The following is a 16,970-nucleotide window of genomic DNA, read 5'->3' on the forward strand; positions in this document are numbered from 1 at the left end:
GATGTTACGGGTGCGGGTGCAGGTGCGGCGGGGCCGCCGGGGCGGAGAGGACTATCGGCCCGTGCGGCCGGAGAGCTCCTCGGTGAGCTTGAAGAGACCCGAGTGGTCGAGCCCGCCGTCGCCCTTGTTGACGGTGGCGGCCACGAGCTGGGCGACGATGGCGCCGAGCGGTACGGCCACGCCGGCCTCGCGGGCCGCGGAGGTCACGATGCCCATGTCCTTGTGGTGCAGCTGCAGGCGGAAGCCCGGGTCGAAGTTCCGGTCCAGCATCTTCTGGCCCTTCTGGTCCAGGACCTTGGAGCCGGCCAGGCCGCCGCCGAGGACCTTCAGCGCGGCGTCCGTGTCCACGCCGTAGGCCTCGAGGAAGACGACGGCCTCCGCGAGGAGCTGGATGTTGCCGGCCACGATGAGCTGGTTGGCGGCCTTGACGGTCTGCCCGGATCCGGCGGGGCCCACGTGCACGACGGTCTTCCCGACGGCCTCGAGCACCGGGCGGGCCGCCTCGAAGTCGCTCTCCTCGCCGCCGACCATGATCGACAGCGCGGCGTCGATCGCGCCCTGCTCGCCGCCGGAGACGGGGGCGTCCAACGGGCGCAGACCCTTGGCGGCGGCCTGCTCGGCGAGGCGGGCGGCGACGTCGGGGCGGATGGAGCTGGCATCGATCCAGATGGTGCCCTGCCGGGCGTGGGCGAGGACGCCGTCCTCGCCGGTCACGACGGCCTCGACATCGGGGGAGTCCGGGACCATCGTGATCACGACGTCGGCGTTCTGCACCGACTCGGCCACGCTGGACGCGCCCCTCCCGCCGGCCCCGACGAGCTGGTCGATCTTGTCCTGGGAGCGGTTGAAGCCGACGACGTCGTAGCCGGCCTTGACGAGGTTCTTGGCCATGGGCAGGCCCATGATGCCGAGGCCGATGACGGTGACGGTGGTGGTGTCGGTGCGGGTGGCCATGGTGCTGTCCTCACTGTCCTGCGGGAGATCGTGCTGCGGGCGTTCGTGCTGCGGGGAACCGGGTTGGGCGGAGCCGTGGTGCGGGGCCGCGGTGGTGCTCATGCCGAGGCCACTGCGGACAGCCACGCGAAGGGGTCCTTCTGGGACGCCTTGTACTCGAGGCCCACGGGCCCGGGATAGCCGAGCTCGCGGCTGCGGGCGGTCCAGCGCTGCAGCGGCAGCTCGCCGGTGCCGGGCTCGTTGCGCCCGGGGGCGTCGGCGATCTGGAGGTGCCCGAACTCGGCGGCGTGGGCCTCGATCACGGCGTCGACGTCGTCGCCGTTGACGGCCAGGTGGTAGAGGTCGGCGAGCAGCCTGACGTTGTCCGGTCCGGCCGCTCTGACCGTCGCGATGACGTCCAGGGCGTCCTGGGCGGTCTTCAGCGGGTACGCCGGAGCCCCGGAGACCGGCTCGAGGAGCACGGTCCCGCCGATTCCGGCCACGCCCTCGGCGGCGGCCACGAGGTTGCGCACGGCGAGCGCGTCCTGGGCCTCGGGGGCGTGCTCGGGCTGCCGGTTGCCGTAGAGGGCGTTGAAGGCCCGGCACCCCGTGCGCTCGCCGATGGCGGCGACCACGGCCACGTTCTCGGTGAACTCCGCCTCGCGGCCGATCCAGGACACGAGACCGCGGTCGCCGCCCGGCATGTCGCCGGCGTTAAAGTTCAGCCCGGTCAGCTGCACCCCGGCGTCCCGGATCGCGTCCACGAAGGCGTCCACCTCGCGGTCGGCGGGGACGGAGGCCCCGAAGGGCCACCAGAACTCGACGGCGTCGAAGCCGGCCGCCCTGGCCGCCGCGGGGCGCTCCAGCAGTGGCAGATCGGTGAGCAGGATGGAGCAGTTCACGGTGTACGACATCGGGTCCTCCTGGGTGGGGGTCGATGCGCGGTGCGCATCTTTCGTATCGTGGAATTTGTATTCTGTTCTACGAAAATGCTACGACGATGTGTGACGCAGGTCAACGTCTGGGCGAAAACTTTATTTCATCCTGCGGAAGTGGGGGATCGATGGCCGACCGGCCCCGGGCGTCGAAGGACCCCGCACCACCACGGCGAGGAGGTGGTGCGGGGTCCGGTCGGGTGGGGCGCGAGCCGACGGGTCAGCGCAGCTTCATCTGCCGGTTGACGTCCTTGTAGAGCAGGTACCGGAACCGCCCCGGGCCGCCCGCGTAGCAGGCCTGGGGGCAGAACGCCCGCAGCCACATGAAGTCGCCGGCCTCCACCTCGACCCAGTCCTGGTTGAGCCGATAGACGGCCTTGCCCTCGAGGACGTAGAGGCCGTGCTCCATGACGTGGGTCTCGGCGAAGGGGATCACCGCGCCCGGCTCGAAGGTCACGATCGTCACGTGCATGTCGTACCGGACGTCATCCGGGTCCACGAAGCGCGTGGTCGCCCACTTGCCGTCGGTCCCCGGCATGGGGGTCGGGGCAACCTCCTGCTCGTTGGTGACGAACGGCTCCGGGACCTCGATGCCCCGGACGTACTCGTAGGCCTTGCGGATCCAGTGCAGGCGGGCGGGCTCGTCACCGGTGTTGCGCACGGTCCACTCGCACTCCGGGGGGAGGAACGCGTATCCGCCGGGCACGAGCTCGTGCTCCTCCCCGTCGACGGTCAGGACGAGCGCCCCCTCCATGAGGAAGAGCACGCCCTCCACGCCGGGCTCCGTCTCGGGCCGGTCGCTGCCGCCGCCGGGGGCGATCTCCACGATGTACTGCGAGAAGGTCTCCGCGAACCCGGACAGGGGCCGGGCGAGCACCCAGACCCGGGTGTCCTCCCAGAACGGGAGCCGGCTGGTCACGATGTCCCGCATGGTCCCGCGCGGGATCACCGCGTAGGCCTCCGAGAACATCGCCCGGTCCGTGAGCAGCTGGGTCTGGTCGGGGTGGCCGCCGTGCGGCGCCCAGTAGGTGGGTTCGGTCATGGTCGGTGGTCTCCAGGGGTCGGGGTGCGCACGGGGGTGCAGGGGTGGGCGAGGGTGGCCAGCTCGAGCGCGCCGAGACCGGCCTCGGACTCCAGCTCCTCCTCGCCGATCGCCCCGCACAGCACGCCGCGGTGGACGAAGCGGGCCAGGGCGCGGGCGGTCGCGGGTTCGTCGGCGACGTCGGCGGCCTCGATGCCGGGCACCGAGCGGTTGCGATACACCCGCAAGCGGTGCGCGGCCGCGTCGAACGAGCCGCGGTAGAAGGCGTAGTTCGCGAGGAACCGGGTGGGCAGCTGGTGCGCGTGCAGGTCCCAGCCCTGGTACAGGGCCCGTTCCAGGGAGCGCCGGACGAGGCGCGCGTGCAGGGCCCAGGCCTCGCGCCGCTGGGCCGGGTCCCCCACGGGCAGCCGGTTGGTGGAGCCGTCGGACAGGCGCACACCGGTTCCGGCCACGGCCACCTGCATGACCTGCTTCGCGTGGTCGGCCACGGGGTGCTCCATCGACTGGAACTCCGCGGCCACACCGAGAGAGGCGGAGTAGTCGTAGGTGCCGTAGTGCAGGGCCGTGACCCGGCCCTCGGCCACACGCAGCATCGCCGGGATCGGGCAGGTGCCGTCCAGCCCCAGGACCATCGGGGCCGTCTCCATCTGGATCTCGAAGCGCAGGCGACCGCTCGGCAGCCCCAGGGCGTCCTCCAGCGCACGGCACGCCTCGACCATGACCTCCACCTGCGCCACGGTCGAGACCTTCGGCAGGGTCAGCACCAGGCCCGGCGGCAGACCGTCCTCGGCCACCCCGGCCTCCGCGAGACCTCCCTCGCGCACCAGCGTGCTCACGAACAGGTCCAGCGTCCGCAGCCCCCGGTCGCGGGTCGCGGCCTCGAGGCTCTTGAAGCGGATACCGGCGAACGCCGGCTGCGGGGAGCTCCCGCGGTGCCGGGCCAGGGCCATCGCGGCGACGGTGCGCGCGGCGCCGACGGCGGCCTCGTCCTCCTCGGCGCCGGGGCGCTCGCCGTAGCCGTCCTCGAGGTCCAGGCGCAGATCCTCGACCGGCTCCTCGCGCAGCTTGCGCTCCGTGCGGGCCACGAGCTCCCCGCGCAGCGGCTCCTCGACCCCCGCCAGCTCGGCGAGGGCGGCCAGCCCGCCGGCCGCCTCGGCCGCGGCCAGCGCCGCCCCGCCCCACTCGCCGGCCGTGGCCGGCGTGACGAGGTCCGCGGGGACGTAGCAGGTGTGCAGCGGCTGCCGCGACCCGTCGTCGCCGGGGAAGCAGCGCTCCAGTGCCGCGTCGGTGTCCTCCAGCAGCAGTCCGGCGCGCCGGCCGAACGCGGCGGGCAGGCTCGTGGTCGTGCCGCTCACCGGCCCTCGATGAGGTCGTATGCGGGCAGGGTGAGGAAGTCGACGTACTCCTCGTCCAGGACGAGGTCGGCGATCAGCCGCGCGGCCGGCTCGAAGTAGGACTCGAACGACTCCTGGTCCACCTCGGCCCGCAGCACTTCCTGCTGCCGCCGGAGCTCCTCGGCGACGAGCTCGCGGGTCGCGGTGTTCCCGGTGTCCTCGTAGACCACGCCGTTGCGGATCTGCTGCCAGATCTGCGAGCGGGAGATCTCGGCGGTCGCGGCGTCCTCCATGAGGTTGTGGATGGCCACGGCTCCGTTGCCGGACAGCCACACGGCGGTGTAGCGGACGGCCACGTAGAGGTTGGCCGCAAGCTCCTGCTGGGTGCTCACGCGCCCGGCGCTGGGGACGTCGAGCAGCTGCTCGGGGCTCACCTGCACGTCCTCGCGCAGCCGGTCCACCTGGTTGGGCCTTCCGTCGAGGACCCCGTCGAAGACCTCCCGGCAGGTGGGCACCAGGTCCGGGTGGGCCACCCACGATCCGTCGAAGCCGTCCTGGGCCTCGCGGGTCTTGTCCGCGCGCACCTTGGCGAACGCGGCCTCGGTGGCCTCCTGGTCCCGGCGGTTCGGGATCACGGCGGCCATGCCGCCCATGGCGAAGGCCCCGCGGCGGTGACAGGTCTTCACGAGCAGCTCGGTGTAGGCCCGCATCAGCGGGGCCGTCATGGTGATCGTGGAGCGGTCCGCCAGGACGAACCGCTCGCCCGCGTCGCGGAAGTACTTGATGATGCTGAAGAGGTAGTCCCAGCGCCCCGCGTTGAGCCCGGAGGCGTGCTCGCGCAGCTCCCAGAGGATCTCCTCCATCTGGAACGCCGCGGGGATCGTCTCGATGAGCACGGTCGCCCGGACGGTGCCGTGCTCGATGCCCAGGTGCTCCTCGGCGAACGTGAACACGTCGTTCCACAGCCGCGCCTCCTGGGCGGACTCCAGCTTCGGCAGGTAGTAGTACGGTCCGTGCCCGTTGTCGATCAGCACCTTCGCCGTGTGGAAGAAGTGCAGGCCGAAGTCCACGAGCGCGCCGGAGGCGGGCTGCCCGTCCACGGTGACGTTGTGCTCGGGCAGGTGCCAGCCGCGGGGCCGGGTGACCACCACGGCGAGCGGGGCGTCCTGGCGCAGCGCGTACTGCTTGCCCTCCGGGGAGGTGAAGCTCAGGGTGCCCCGCGCGGCGTCGCGCAGGTTGAGGATGCCGTCCACCTGGTTGTGCCAGGTGGGGCTCGAGGCGTCCTCGAGATCGGCGAGCCACACCTTCGCCCCGGAGTTCAGGGCGTTGATCGCCATCTTGGCCGGGGAGGCCGGCCCGGTCATCTCGACCCGGCGGTCCTGCAGGGCCGGCGGTGCCGGGGCGACCTTCCAGTCCCCCTCCCGGATCTCCCGGGTCTCCGGGAGGAAGTCCAGGGTGCCGGTCTCGGCCGCGCGGCGGCGGTGCTGCTCGCGCGCGCCGAGCAGCTCGGTCCGGCGCGGGCCGAAGCGGCGGTGCAGCTCGGCGACGAACTGGAGGGCCTCGTCGGTGAGGATCTCTCCGGCGCGCTCGAGGTCCTCAGGAAGGGTGTGCTCGACGGTGCTCGTGGTGGTCATGGGGATGCCTCCTGGCAGCTGGTGGGTCCGTGGACGGTCCGGTGCGGGTCGGGGATCAGGGGCGGGCGGCGGCGGCGCCGGTCGTGGGGCCGGTGGTGGCATCGACCGTGGCGCCGACGGCCTCCGCGGTGGCGCGCACGGCCTCGGCCACGGCGGGGGCCACGTGCTGGTCGAAGACGCTGGGGACGATGTAGCTCGCGTTGAGCTCGTCCTCGGCCACGCAGTCGGCGATGGCCCGCGCGGCGGCGACCAGCATCTCGGTGGTGATGTCGGAGGCCCCGGCGTCGAGGAGGCCGCGGAACAGGCCCGGGAAGGCCAGGACGTTGTTGATCTGGTTCGGGAAGTCCGAGCGTCCGGTCGCGACCACTGCGGCGTGCTCGGCAGCGACGCCCGGGTCGACCTCGGGGTCGGGGTTGGCCATGGCGAAGACGATCGCGCGGTCGTTCATCGCGGCGATGTCCGCCTCGTCGAGCAGGTTGGGGGCGGAGACGCCGATGAAGACGTCGGCGCCGACGACGGCCTCCTTGAGCGAGCCGGAGAAGGCCTGCTCGTTCGTGTTCTCGGCGATCCACTGGCGGTGGGCGTCGTCGTAGCTCTCCCCGCGGTGGATGGCGCCCTTGCGGGAGCAGGCGACGATGTTCCGCACGCCCTGAGCCTTGAGCAGCTGGATGATGGCGTGGCCCGCGGCGCCGACCCCGGAGACCACGATCCTGACGTCCTCGATCTTCTTGTCCACCACGCGCAGGGCGTTGAACAGCGCGGCCAGGGCGACGATCGCGGTGCCGTGCTGGTCGTCGTGGAAGACCGGGATGTCGAGCTCCTCGCGCAGCCGGGCCTCGATCTCGAAGCAGCGCGGGGCCGCGATGTCCTCCAGGTTGATCCCGCCGTAGACGGGGGCCATGGCCTTGACGATCCGCACGATCTCGTCGGTGTCCTTCGTGTCGAGGCACACGGGCCACGCGTCGACGCCGGCGAAGGCCTTGAAGAGGGCGGCCTTGCCCTCCATGACCGGCAGGGCGGCCGCCGGGCCGATGTCGCCCAGACCGAGCACCGCGGTGCCGTCGGTGACCACGGCCACCGTGTTGCGCTTGATCGTCAGCCGCCGGGCGTCCTCGGGGTTCTCGTGGATGGCCATGCACACGCGGGCGACGCCGGGGGTGTAGGCGCGGGAGAGGTCGTCGCGGTTGCGCAGCGAGACACGGGGCGTCACCTCGATCTTGCCGCCGAGATGGATGAGGAACGTGCGGTCGCTGATCTTGCGGACCTCCACGCCCTCGAGCGTCTCGAGGGCGTCCCGCACCTCGTCGCGGTGGGACGCGTCCGAGACGTTGCAGCTGACGTCGACGACGACGTGGCCGGCGTGGGACTCCACGACGTCGAGGGCGGTCACGGCCGCACCGGCGCGCGCGGCGGCGGTGGCGAGCTCACTGGTGACCGTGAGGCCGGCCGGCGCCTGGACGCGCAGGATCATCGAATAACCGGGACTGGGCGTGGCCATGGTTCCTCCGTGGGGACTCGGGCTGTCGATTTCAAACGAATAATGGAATGAAACTTTCGTATTATGGATATTATGGGAGACTGCAGGGGATGGCAAGGCATGTCGGTGACGCCCGTCACGGGGCACCGGGCCAGTGCTGATCGTGCGGTGCCCGCCGCCAGAACGTCGACGACCAAGAGATCGGAAGACCATGACCACACGACCTGCCTCGGGCGGTGTGCAATCGGTGGAGCGCGTGTTCGAGCTCCTCGAAGTGATCACCGCGGCCGGTGGAGAGATGTCGCTCAGCGAGCTCTCCGCCGCCGTCCAGCTGCCGCTGCCCACCATCCACCGGCTGCTGCGCACCCTGGTGCCCTCCGGCTACGTCCGCCAGCTCCCCAACCGCAACTACGCGCTGGGCCCGCGGCTGATCCTGCTGGGGGAGGCCGCCGGGCGCCAGTTCGGCTCCGCGGCCCGCAGCCGGCTGGACCAGCTCGTGGCCGAGCTCGGCGAGTCCGCGAACATGGCCGTGCTCGACGGCCAGGAGGTGGTCTACATCGCCCAGGCGCAGTCCAGCCGGTCGATGCGCATGTTCACGGAGGTGGGCCGCCGGGCCGACACCCACGACACCGGTGTGGGCAAGGCGATGCTCGCCTCCTTGCCGGACGATCGGGTCCGCACCATCGTGGGCGCTGCGGGCATGCCCACGCCCACGCCCAAGAGCATCGGGACCCTCGAGGAGCTCTTCGCTGACCTCGACCGGATCCGGGAGCGCGGCTACGCGATCGACGACGAGGAGACCGAGCTCGGCGTGCGCTGCTACGCGATGGCGGTGCCCGGGGCGCCGACGCCCACGGCCATCTCCGTCTCCGGGCCCGTGTCCCGGGTGGACGAGGAGTTCGGCCGCCGGGCGGTGCCCGTGCTGCGCCGGGCCGCCGAGGCGATCGCCGCGGAGCTGATGCCCGCCACGGCCTGAGCCCCGCGCGCGCCGTGGACGCCCGCCCGCCCCCGAGGGGCCGGCGGGCGTCGTCGTCGCCCCGGAGGATCGTCGCCGTCGAGCCAATCGGCGGGACGGGCGTGCCATGGGTCCGATGGCTGTCAGTGCGAGGCGTGCCCGCCCGGGGAGCCGGGGGTGTCCTCCCGGCCGCGGCAGATCCTCGTGTCGACGATCTCGCCGGCGGAGGTGATGACCGGCACCTCGTTGCCGTCGCAGTCCATGAGCTTGCCGTTCTTGACGGTGTCGCCCTCCTGCAGGTGGTCCTGCAGGTGCTCCAGGCTCTCGTAGCGCACGGCGCGCACCGGGGCGTTGGCGAAGACCGAGCCGGTGCCCCGCGGCGGGTTGCCGGCGTGGAACTCGTTGAAGAGCAGGTTCAGCAGGACGGCCATCACGGCCGCGGAGCTGATGCCCGAGTGGAAGATGGTCTCGAACCAGCCCGGGAAGTTCGCGTAGATCTCCGGGACCGCGATCGGCAGCATGCCGAAGCCGATGGACGTGGCCACGATGATCAGGTTGAAACCGTTCTTGTAGTCCACCTTCGCCAGCGTCCGGATGCCGAAGGCGGCCACGCTGCCGAAGAGCACGATGCCCGCACCGCCCAGCACGGGCGGCGGGACCGCGGCGACGACCCGGCCGAGGACGGGCAGCAGGCCGAGGACCACGAGGATGAAGCCGCCGGCCGTGACCACGAAGCGGCTCTTGACGCCGGTGATCGCCACGAGTCCCACGTTCTGGGCGAAGGCGCTCTGGGTGAAGCCGTTGAAGAGCGGGGCGATCGCGGAGGCCGCCATGTCGGCGCGCAGGCCGTCGCCGATGCGCTTCTTGTCGACCTTGGTGTCCACGATCTCGCCGACGGCGATGATGTCGGCGGTGGTCTCGGTGAGGATCACCAGCACCACGATGAACATGGACAGGATGGCGGCCACCTCGAAGACCGGGGGCCCGAAGGCCAGCGGCTCCGGAAAGGCGAAGATGTTGCCCTCGAGCACCTGGCTGAAGTCGGCCTTGCCCAGGAGCACCGCGGCGACCGTGCCCAGCACCAGGCCCAGGAGGATGGACAGCCGGGAGATGACGGCGCTGCCCACCTTGGACAGCAGCAGGATGATCAGCAGGGTCAGGCCTGCCAGTCCGAGATTGCCCACCGAGCCGTACTCGGGGGACTGCGCGTTGCCGCCCATGGCCCAGCGGGCGGCCACCGGGAACAGCGTCAGGCCGATCGCGGTGATCACCACGCCGGTGACGACCGGCGGGAAGAAGCGCACGATGCTGGCGAAGAAGGGCGTGATGAGGAAGCCGAGGACCGCCGAGGCGATCACGGCGCCGAAGACGGCCTGGATGCCGCCCTCGCCCTGGGCGATCGCGGTCATGGTGGCCACGGACGCGAAGGAGGTGCCCTGCACGAGTGGCAGCTGGGAGCCGAAGAACTTGATGCCCCACGACTGCAGGATCGTGGCGAGGCCTCCCACGAAGAGGCAGGCCGCGATGAGCAGGCCCTGCTCCTGCGGGGTCACCCCCGCCACGCCGCCGATGATGAGCGGGGGCGCGATGATGCCGCCGTACATGGTGAGCACGTGCTGCAGCCCGTAGCCGAGGCTGCTGCCCACCCCGAGGTACTCGTCCTCCGGGCGGGTGCGGGTGGTGGTGGGCGGCTCGGCGGTGCGTGACCTGGCCATGGTGGTCTCCTAGGAATCCTGGTGACGGGAGAGGTCCGGTGCCGACGTCGGAGCGGGACCGGGGCGGAGCGAGGAGGTGGAGCGAGGACGGGAAGGGCCGCGCGCTGCGCAGTGGGCGCGGCAGGGGCGCCGGACGGGTGGTGGAGCGAGTGCTCCGCCCGCAGGAGGGTGGAACGAGGGGTCCGTCGTCGTCGTGCGCGGACGGCGACGACGGACCCCGGCGGCGCCGGGTGGTGCGCTGCTCAGCAGAAGCCGTTGATGCCCATCCAGGCGGACTCGTTCTCCGCGGCGCCCTTGCGCTGGATCGTCGCCTCGATGAGGCCGTAGGGCCGGTCGGCCGCGTAGTGGGTCTCCTTGTCGTTCTCCAGGCCGCAGAAGTCCAGGTCGTAGACGAAGTGGTGCTTGTTCGGGCAGGAGAACTTGATCTCGTCGATCTCCGGGTGGGCCTCGATGACGGCTTTGCCCATCAGGTACAGGGTCTCCTGCAGAGCCTTGGAGTAGTGGTCGGTGAACTTGCTCAGGATGATCTTCTTGACGTCCTCGTAGACGGCGTCGAAGTCCACGTCGGTGGTGTTGTAGCGCCACCGGGTGGCGATGTCCGTGGACATGATCCGGTCCTCGGTCTCGGGCAGGACTGTGTACTTGTCCTTCGGGTAGCCCGTGAAGCCGGACTGCGTGGACTTCAGGACCGTCAGGCCCTCGAACCCGGAGATCACCGTGCGCTCCTCGCCGTCGGCGACGACCACCGCGGTGCGCACTTCGTCCTTGTGCTGCACGAAGCAGTGGTCGTGGTCGTCGATCCGGTTCCAGGCGTGCTCCTGGGCGGCCCAGCGACCACCGGTGATCCACTCGAACTCGCCGGTGAAGTGGTCGGCGAGCTTGAGCAGGAACTGCTCGGGGGAGTCGATGCCGTACTGCTGGGCGAAGGCGAACACGGTCTGCTTCTGCGTGTCGGTCGGCACGCAGTGAGCGTTGTCGCCCTCGGTGTGCACGGCCTCGAGGTCGCCGCGCAGCTGCGAGGTGACCACGAGGTCGCGGATCTCGTGGCGGTCGGTGTCGCGGTTGATCCGCACGACGTGGTTCTCGGCCTTGCCGTACTGGTTGGCGCCCAGGACGACGGTGTCCGTGGCGGCCCGGGTGGTGACGTCGGTCATGACGTTTCTCCTTGGAGTGTGGAGTGTGGAAGGCGGTTTCTGCTGATCGGGGCGGTCGAAGACGGGCGGGCCCGTCAACTCCTGGGTCAACTGCCCCGGTAGGTGGAAAAGGCGAACGGGCTCAGCAGGAGCGGCACGTGGTAGTGCCTCTCCGCGGCCTGCACCGTGAAGTTCACCGTCACGAACGGGTAGAACGTCGGCTGGTTCCTGCCGGCGAAGTACTGCCCCGTTGCGAAGGTGATCCGGTAATCGCCGGATTCCAGGGTCTCTGGGCCCAGTTCGGGCACGCGGCCGTCGGCGTCGGTCTCGGCGGTCGCGATGGAGGTGCCGTCGGCGGCCTCGAGGGTCACAGCGATCCCGCGGGCGGGGGTGCCGGTGACGGAGTCGAGGACGTGGGCGGTGACGTAGCTCATGGGGTGACGAGTCCTTCGAGACGGAGGAGCGCGATCTGGCGCAGCTGGTCGGCGACCACGGCCCGTTCCGTCGCGGGGTCGTTGGTCATGCGGGCGGAGAGCTGCTCGAGGATCTCCTCGGGGGTGCGGCCCGCGGCGCGGATGAGGAACACCCGGCCGAACCTCTCCTCGTAGGCGAGGTTGCCCTCGCGCAGGCGCTGCTGGACGTGGCTGTCCGACGGGTCGACGGCGGACTGCTCGGCGCGGGAGAAGCCGGCCTCCCGGTGCGAGCCCTCGGCGCGCTCACCGATGCGGGGGTGGTGCGAGAGCGCGTGCTCGACCTCCTCGGCCGTGAACGGCTGCGCTGCGCTGCGGGCCATCCCGAGCAGGGCATCATGGTGCCAGTAGGGCCGGGCGTCGACCACCGCCTCCAGCCAGCGCGGGATGTCGAGCGCGGGACGGATGACCTTGACCGCCTGGGCCCTGCTGAGGGAGTTGAACTCGGTGAGATGCATCTGCTCCGCCTTCAGCCCTTCTATGATTCCGTAATGTGGAATAAAACTTCCGATATGTATAGTGAAGTGGATCACTAGGACGAAGTCAATGGTTCCACCCTCCTGTTACCAAAATTTTGCAGAGAGGTGCCGCGGGTGAAACTTCGGTTTCACAGCGGGGCAGGAGCTTTGCGGCGCGGTCGAAGGAGCACAGGATGGACGGAACAGGGGGCCGGCGCGGAGATCCGGGCGCTGAGGAGAAGGTGCTCGTGGTGACGGGAGCCGGCTCGGGGATCGGCCGGGCCGTGGCGCGCACCTTCCTGGCGGCAGGGTGGGTGGTGGTGCTGACCGGCCGGCGGCGTGCCGCGCTGGTGGAGACCGCCGCGGGGGCACCGGGGGCACGGATCGTCCCGGTGGACGTGGCCGACGCCGAGAGCGTGTCCTCGGCCTTCCGGGAGATCGAACGGCTGACCGGGCGGATCGACGTGCTGTTCAACAACGCAGGAACCTTCGGGCCCCGCGGCGCGGCGGACGAGATCGACCCCGAGGAGTGGCAGCGCACCCTGCAGGTCAACCTCACCGGGACGTTCCTGTGCTCGGCCCAGGCCGTCCGGATCATGAAGGAGCAGCGCCCCCGGGGCGGGCGGATCATCAACAACGGATCGATCTCCGCGCACGCGCCCCGGCCGCTGTCGGCGGCCTACACCGCGAGCAAGCACGCGGTGACCGGCCTCACCCGGTCCCTGGACCTGGACGGGCGTCCCTACGGCATCACCTGCGGGCAGATCGACATCGGCAACGCGGCCACGGAGCTGCTGGCGGGCCTGGGGACGGACGGCGGCGCGCTGCAGGCCGACGGCTCGCTCCGCCCGGAGCCCAGCTTCCCCGTCGAGGAGGTGGGGCGGGCGCTGCTGATGATGGCCGAGCTCCCTGCCTCCGCCACGGTGAACTCGCTCGTGCTGACCGCCTCTGGGATGCCGTTCGCCGGACGCGGATGACGACCGGGAGCAGGTGGTCCGAAGGGCTCCTCCGCGCCGTGCGGAGGAGCCCTTCGTCCCGTGGGGACGGTCGTCAGCCGGCGAGCCGGCCCCGGAGGTCGGCCACGTGGCCCTCAGCCCGGACGTTGTGCTCCGCGGAGCTCACGGTGCCGTCCCGCTCGATCACGAACGTCGAGCGGAGCGGGCCGACCACGGTCTGCCCGTCGACGGTCTTCTCGCCCCAGGCGCCCCACGCCCGGGCGGTCGCCGAGTCCGGGTCGGAGAGCAGCCGGTAGGAGAGCTGGTGCTCCTCGGCGAACCTCCGCAGCGTCGCGGGGTCGTCCCCCGAGATCCCGAGCACGGTGGCCCCGAGTGCCTCGAGGGACGCGAGGTTGTCCCGGAAGTCGCACGCCTCGGTCGTGCAGCCGGGGGTGAAGGCCTTCGGGTAGAAGTAGACGACCACCCGGCGGCCGCGCAGCTCGGAGAGCTGCACCTGCCGCTCCTCGTGGTCGGTGAGCGTGAAGTCGGGGGCCTGCCGGCCGGTCCGGATCTGCGGGGCCATGGGTGCTCCTGGGTGTGGGGGTCGGGGCGGATCGGCGCGGTGCCGTAGGTGACGTGCGGTGGGCGGGGCGGCGCTACGGGTGCCGGGCCGAGAGGCGTCCCACCGCGGCTCCGAGGCAGGCCGAGGACACCGCGAGCACCCACAGCGGCGTGCTGCGGGCGGCGGTGTGTGCGGGCAGCGTCAGGTCGGGATCGCAGTCGGTGCCGGTGTAGCTGTAGAAGGACGCGTGGGCGGTGGAGGCCGGGCTGGCGTTCATGGTTGCTCCTTCGAATTCATGATGCGGAATCTCGATTCCGTATCATGAAATATATCGGCGACATGACGAAGCGTCAAGAGAGAGGGGTGCCCATGGCCCGGGGGTGGGCGCCCGCCCGGCGGCGGGCGGAGCTCAGGGGCGGAAGGTCAGCTCCGTGCAGAGGTCGTCGCCCAGCTTGAACCGGCGCACCGGGGCGCGCAGGGCCCCGGAGAGGCGGGCGGCGCCGGCGAACCGGATGCCGGGCACCCCGTCCCCGATGAGCATGGGCGCGGTGGTGAGGTAGAGGCGGTGCAGCGTCCCGGCCGCGAGGAACCCGGAGACCGTGCGTCCGCCGCCCTCCACGAGCACCCGCTGCAGGCCTCGCCGGGCCAGCGCCTCGAGCACGGTCCGGAGGGCCATCCCGTACTCGCCCGCGGGCACGCGCAGCACCGTGACGTGCGGGGCCGGTGCCACGGGGGCGTCGGCGTGCTCGCCCACGACCCACAGGGTGGGTGCGGCGCCGTCCGAGAGCACGGCCGAGGCCGTCGGGGCCCGCGCCGAGGGGTCCAGGACCACCCGGGTGGGATGGGGGCCGGGCACGGCGCGGACCGTCAGCCGGCAGTCGTCGGCGACGACCGTGCCGACGCCCACGACCACGGCGTCCACGAGCGCGCGCAGCCGGTGCAGGTGCTCCCGGTCCTCCGGGCCGGTCACGAACTCGGCGTGCCCGGTGCGGGAGGCGATGAACCCGTCCAGGCTCTGCCCCAGCTGGGCGAGGACCAGGGGGCCCCGGTGCGCCACGAGCGGTCCGTAGCGCTCGACGAGCTCCGCCCCCGGGGGCGGCACGGACCGGGTCCGGCCGGCCAGCAGCGCCTCCCAGGCGGCGGCGGAGTCAGCGGCACCGGGGGCGGCCGGGCCCGAGACGTCGTCGTCCGGGGACGGAGGGGCGCCCCCGGTGCCACGGGGCGCGGAGCTGTCGGTCACCGGATCAGTCCCAGGCCAGGAACCGGTCCCGTGCCGTCTCCTCGGCGATGGTCCGCAGGCGGTCGTACTGGTCGGCGGCGTCGGCCTCGAGCTTCCTCAGCTCCTCGGCGTCGAGGCGCGGCTCGGCGGGTGCGAGCTCCAGGAGCGTGACCCACATGCTGCGCTTGGCGACCACCAGGGACTGCAGCATCTCGAGCTCACCGTGGGCGGCGATGCCGGTCCGCTCCCGGATCCGGCTCAGCGGATTGAGCCGGGAGGCGATGCCGGTGACGGTCCCGAGTCCCTTGGCCACCGTGCGCCGGCCCGAGCCCAGGCGGTCGATCATCGCCTCGAGGTGGCCGATGTCGTTCTTGATCTCGTCGACGAACGTGGCGAACCGGTCCCCGTACGAGGTGCCGGCCCACGTGGCGGCCGCCTCGTCGAAGAGCCGCACCCCGGAGAGCGCGCCCACGTAGTGCCCGAGCATGTAGGCCTCGAGCTTGTCGGACTGGACTCCTGCGCCCGCGGTGCCGTTCGGGCCGGTGCGCGGCTGCTCGCTCATCTGCTTCTCCTCGCTCGTGGGACGGGCCTCGCGGGGGCGCTCGCCAGGTCTCCCGGCGCCCCGCGCGGATCTCCTCGGTCCTCCAGCCTACTGATTCCGTCCCCGCCGCGGCAGGAGCGGTGGAGCGGGGCCGGTTCGGGGGGCGACCGGGGGCGGAGAAGATAAGGGGTGTGACTATCATGGGGCGCATGACTGAGAACGCGAGCGGATCCCCGGATCCCGACGAGCAGCAGACCATCGGCGCCTCCAGCCCCGAGCCGGGCAGCGGGCTCGACCGCGACCCGGACGACTGGGCCACCGGTGAGGAGCCGATGACCAGTGCGCAGCGCAGCTACCTCGACACCCTGGCCCGGGAGGCCGGCGAGGAGCTGCCGGCGGACCTCACCAAGGCCGAGGCGTCCAAGCACATCGACCGTCTGCAGGGCGAGAGCGGCCGGGTCCAGGACCAGTAGGTCCTGCACCGGCGGAGGGGGAGCACCGTGAAGATCGTCGTCCTGGGGGCCACCGGCAATGTGGGCACTGCGGTGCTCCGCCGGCTGCACGCCGCGCCGGAGGTCACGCACGTCGTCGGGGTCTCCCGCGAGGGGCCCGAGCGGGACGGGGAGCCCTACGACGGGGTGGAGTGGCACACCGTCGACATCGCCGCGAAGGAGTCCACCGCGGCGCTGGCGGAGATCCTGGCCGGCGCGGACGCCGTGATCCACCTCGTGTGGCTCATCCGCCCCAACCGTGACTTCGCGCTCATGCACGAGACCAACGTGGACGGCCTCGTCCACGTGCTCGACGCCGTGCTGCTCGCCGGCGTGCCGCAGATCGTCTACCCCTCCTCGCTCGGCGCCTACAGCCCCGGGCCCAAGGACCGGGCCGTGGACGAGTCCTGGCCCGTCGGCGGGGTCGAGACCTCGCACTACAACGTGCAGAAGGCCGAGACGGAGGCGGTGCTCAACCGGTTCGAGGAGGCCCACCCCGGGGTCGTGGTGACCCGGCTGCGCCCCGGCTTCCTGTTCCAGGCGGACGCCGCCCCCGAGATCGGGGACTACTTCTTCGGCGCCCTCGTGCCCAAGGGGCTCATCGCCCGACTGCGCCTGCCCGTGCTGCCGTTCCCCGAGAAGTTCCGCTTCCAGACGCTGCACACCGACGACGTCGCCGACGCGTTCTGGCGGGTCATCCAGCACCGTGCCGGCGGCGCGTTCAACGTCGCGGCCGAGCCGGTGCTCGGCGCCGACGGCGTGGCCCAGGTGCTCGGCGCCCGGCGTGTCCTGCCCGTGCCGCCGGCCCTGGTCCGTGCGCTCGTGGCGATCACCTACCGGTTGCGGCTGCAGCCCACCGACCCCGGCTGGATCGACCTCGCCGACGCCGTGCCGATCATGGACACCACGCGCATCCGCGAGGTCACCGGCTGGTCGGAGACCGTGAGCTCGCTCGAGGCGCTCCGGCAGCTCGTGGACCACCTCGACGGCAGCGAGGGCCTCGGCAACCGGGAGCACCGGCCCAAGTCGCCGCTGGTGTAGCCGGACCCGGTCACAGGTCGGGGCGCAGGGAAGCGGCCGGCGCGGTGGTCCAGGGCCGGCGCCACCAGGACACAGGTGCCGAACACCCCGGTCGC

The 16,970-nt window shown here is 71.7% G+C and carries 18 protein-coding genes; 4 read left to right on the forward strand and 14 right to left on the reverse strand.

The window, feature by feature from the left end; genetic code table 11:
• Positions 1-51: 51 nt before the first annotated feature.
• The 6 genes from ACFYE1_RS10905 to ACFYE1_RS10930 form a co-directional block, all read right to left on the reverse strand.
• A complete protein-coding gene (locus ACFYE1_RS10905; protein ID WP_387742644.1) occupies positions 52-1,080 on the reverse strand; it encodes a 2-hydroxy-3-oxopropionate reductase in 1,029 nt (342 codons plus the stop codon).
• Positions 1,053-1,847 carry a hydroxypyruvate isomerase family protein gene (locus tag ACFYE1_RS10910; protein ID WP_387742646.1) on the reverse strand — a complete coding sequence of 265 codons (795 nt, stop codon included), beginning with the start codon at positions 1,845-1,847 and terminating at the stop codon, positions 1,053-1,055. The genes ACFYE1_RS10905 and ACFYE1_RS10910 overlap by 28 nt, the downstream gene beginning before the upstream one ends.
• A gap of 241 nt (positions 1,848-2,088) precedes the next feature.
• Positions 2,089-2,910 carry a bifunctional allantoicase/(S)-ureidoglycine aminohydrolase gene (locus ACFYE1_RS10915; protein ID WP_387742648.1) on the reverse strand — a complete coding sequence of 274 codons (822 nt, stop codon included), beginning with the start codon at positions 2,908-2,910 and terminating at the stop codon, positions 2,089-2,091.
• Complete coding sequence (locus ACFYE1_RS10920) at positions 2,907-4,265, reverse strand: DUF6986 family protein (RefSeq protein ID WP_387742650.1); 1,359 nt, start codon at positions 4,263-4,265, stop codon at positions 2,907-2,909. Before ACFYE1_RS10920 ends, ACFYE1_RS10915 begins: the two co-directional genes overlap by 4 nt.
• Positions 4,262-5,878, reverse strand: coding sequence for a malate synthase A (aceB, locus tag ACFYE1_RS10925; RefSeq protein ID WP_387742652.1), 1,617 nt, complete (start codon positions 5,876-5,878; stop codon positions 4,262-4,264). The genes ACFYE1_RS10920 and aceB overlap by 4 nt, the downstream gene beginning before the upstream one ends.
• 55 nt (positions 5,879-5,933) lie before the next feature.
• Positions 5,934-7,376 (reverse strand): NAD-dependent malic enzyme, encoded by a 1,443-nt coding sequence (locus ACFYE1_RS10930; RefSeq protein WP_387742654.1) that lies wholly within the window; start codon positions 7,374-7,376, stop codon positions 5,934-5,936.
• A gap of 190 nt (positions 7,377-7,566) precedes the next feature.
• On the opposite strand from ACFYE1_RS10930, the gene ACFYE1_RS10935 reads away from it, so the two are divergent.
• Complete coding sequence (locus tag ACFYE1_RS10935; RefSeq protein ID WP_387742656.1) at positions 7,567-8,331, forward strand: IclR family transcriptional regulator; 765 nt, start codon at positions 7,567-7,569, stop codon at positions 8,329-8,331.
• 122 nt (positions 8,332-8,453) lie between these two features.
• Here ACFYE1_RS10935 and ACFYE1_RS10940 read toward each other — a convergent pair whose 3' ends face one another.
• The 4 genes from ACFYE1_RS10940 to uraD form a co-directional block, all read right to left on the reverse strand.
• Positions 8,454-10,025, reverse strand: coding sequence for a nucleobase:cation symporter-2 family protein (locus ACFYE1_RS10940; RefSeq protein ID WP_387742658.1), 1,572 nt, complete (start codon positions 10,023-10,025; stop codon positions 8,454-8,456).
• A gap of 242 nt (positions 10,026-10,267) precedes the next feature.
• On the reverse strand, positions 10,268-11,179 hold the full coding sequence (gene pucL / locus ACFYE1_RS10945; RefSeq protein WP_387742660.1) for a factor-independent urate hydroxylase: 912 nt from the start codon (positions 11,177-11,179) through the stop codon (positions 10,268-10,270).
• Positions 11,180-11,265: 86 nt separating this feature from the next.
• A complete protein-coding gene (gene uraH, locus ACFYE1_RS10950; RefSeq protein ID WP_387742662.1) occupies positions 11,266-11,592 on the reverse strand; it encodes a hydroxyisourate hydrolase in 327 nt (108 codons plus the stop codon).
• Complete coding sequence (gene uraD / locus ACFYE1_RS10955) at positions 11,589-12,086, reverse strand: 2-oxo-4-hydroxy-4-carboxy-5-ureidoimidazoline decarboxylase (RefSeq protein WP_387742664.1); 498 nt, start codon at positions 12,084-12,086, stop codon at positions 11,589-11,591. The genes uraH and uraD overlap by 4 nt, the downstream gene beginning before the upstream one ends.
• 194 nt (positions 12,087-12,280) lie before the next feature.
• On the opposite strand from uraD, the gene ACFYE1_RS10960 reads away from it, so the two are divergent.
• On the forward strand, positions 12,281-13,063 hold the full coding sequence (locus ACFYE1_RS10960; RefSeq protein ID WP_387742666.1) for an SDR family oxidoreductase: 783 nt from the start codon (positions 12,281-12,283) through the stop codon (positions 13,061-13,063).
• A 73-nt stretch (positions 13,064-13,136) separates the two neighbouring features.
• Here ACFYE1_RS10960 and bcp read toward each other — a convergent pair whose 3' ends face one another.
• The 4 genes from bcp to ACFYE1_RS10980 form a co-directional block, all read right to left on the reverse strand.
• Positions 13,137-13,604, reverse strand: coding sequence for a thioredoxin-dependent thiol peroxidase (gene bcp, locus ACFYE1_RS10965; protein ID WP_387742668.1), 468 nt, complete (start codon positions 13,602-13,604; stop codon positions 13,137-13,139).
• A 73-nt stretch (positions 13,605-13,677) separates the two neighbouring features.
• A complete protein-coding gene (locus tag ACFYE1_RS10970) occupies positions 13,678-13,860 on the reverse strand; it encodes a hypothetical protein (protein ID WP_387742670.1) in 183 nt (60 codons plus the stop codon).
• Positions 13,861-13,992: 132 nt separating this feature from the next.
• Positions 13,993-14,823 (reverse strand): RibD family protein, encoded by an 831-nt coding sequence (locus ACFYE1_RS10975; protein WP_387742671.1) that lies wholly within the window; start codon positions 14,821-14,823, stop codon positions 13,993-13,995.
• A gap of 4 nt (positions 14,824-14,827) precedes the next feature.
• Positions 14,828-15,364 carry a hypothetical protein gene (locus ACFYE1_RS10980; RefSeq protein WP_387742673.1) on the reverse strand — a complete coding sequence of 179 codons (537 nt, stop codon included), beginning with the start codon at positions 15,362-15,364 and terminating at the stop codon, positions 14,828-14,830.
• A gap of 188 nt (positions 15,365-15,552) precedes the next feature.
• Here ACFYE1_RS10980 and ACFYE1_RS10985 point away from each other — a divergent pair, with 188 nt between their 5' ends.
• Positions 15,553-15,816, forward strand: coding sequence for a DUF3072 domain-containing protein (locus tag ACFYE1_RS10985; protein WP_344122979.1), 264 nt, complete (start codon positions 15,553-15,555; stop codon positions 15,814-15,816).
• Positions 15,817-15,843: 27 nt separating this feature from the next.
• The gene (locus tag ACFYE1_RS10990) at positions 15,844-16,875 is read left to right on the forward strand and encodes an NAD-dependent epimerase/dehydratase family protein (RefSeq protein ID WP_387742675.1); all 1,032 of its coding nucleotides are present in this window, start codon (positions 15,844-15,846) and stop codon (positions 16,873-16,875) included.
• Positions 16,876-16,970 lie beyond the last annotated feature (95 nt).

It is taken from the genome of Kocuria nitroreducens (assembly GCF_042879195.1).
Classification (GTDB): Bacteria; Actinomycetota; Actinomycetes; order Actinomycetales; family Micrococcaceae; genus Kocuria; species Kocuria nitroreducens.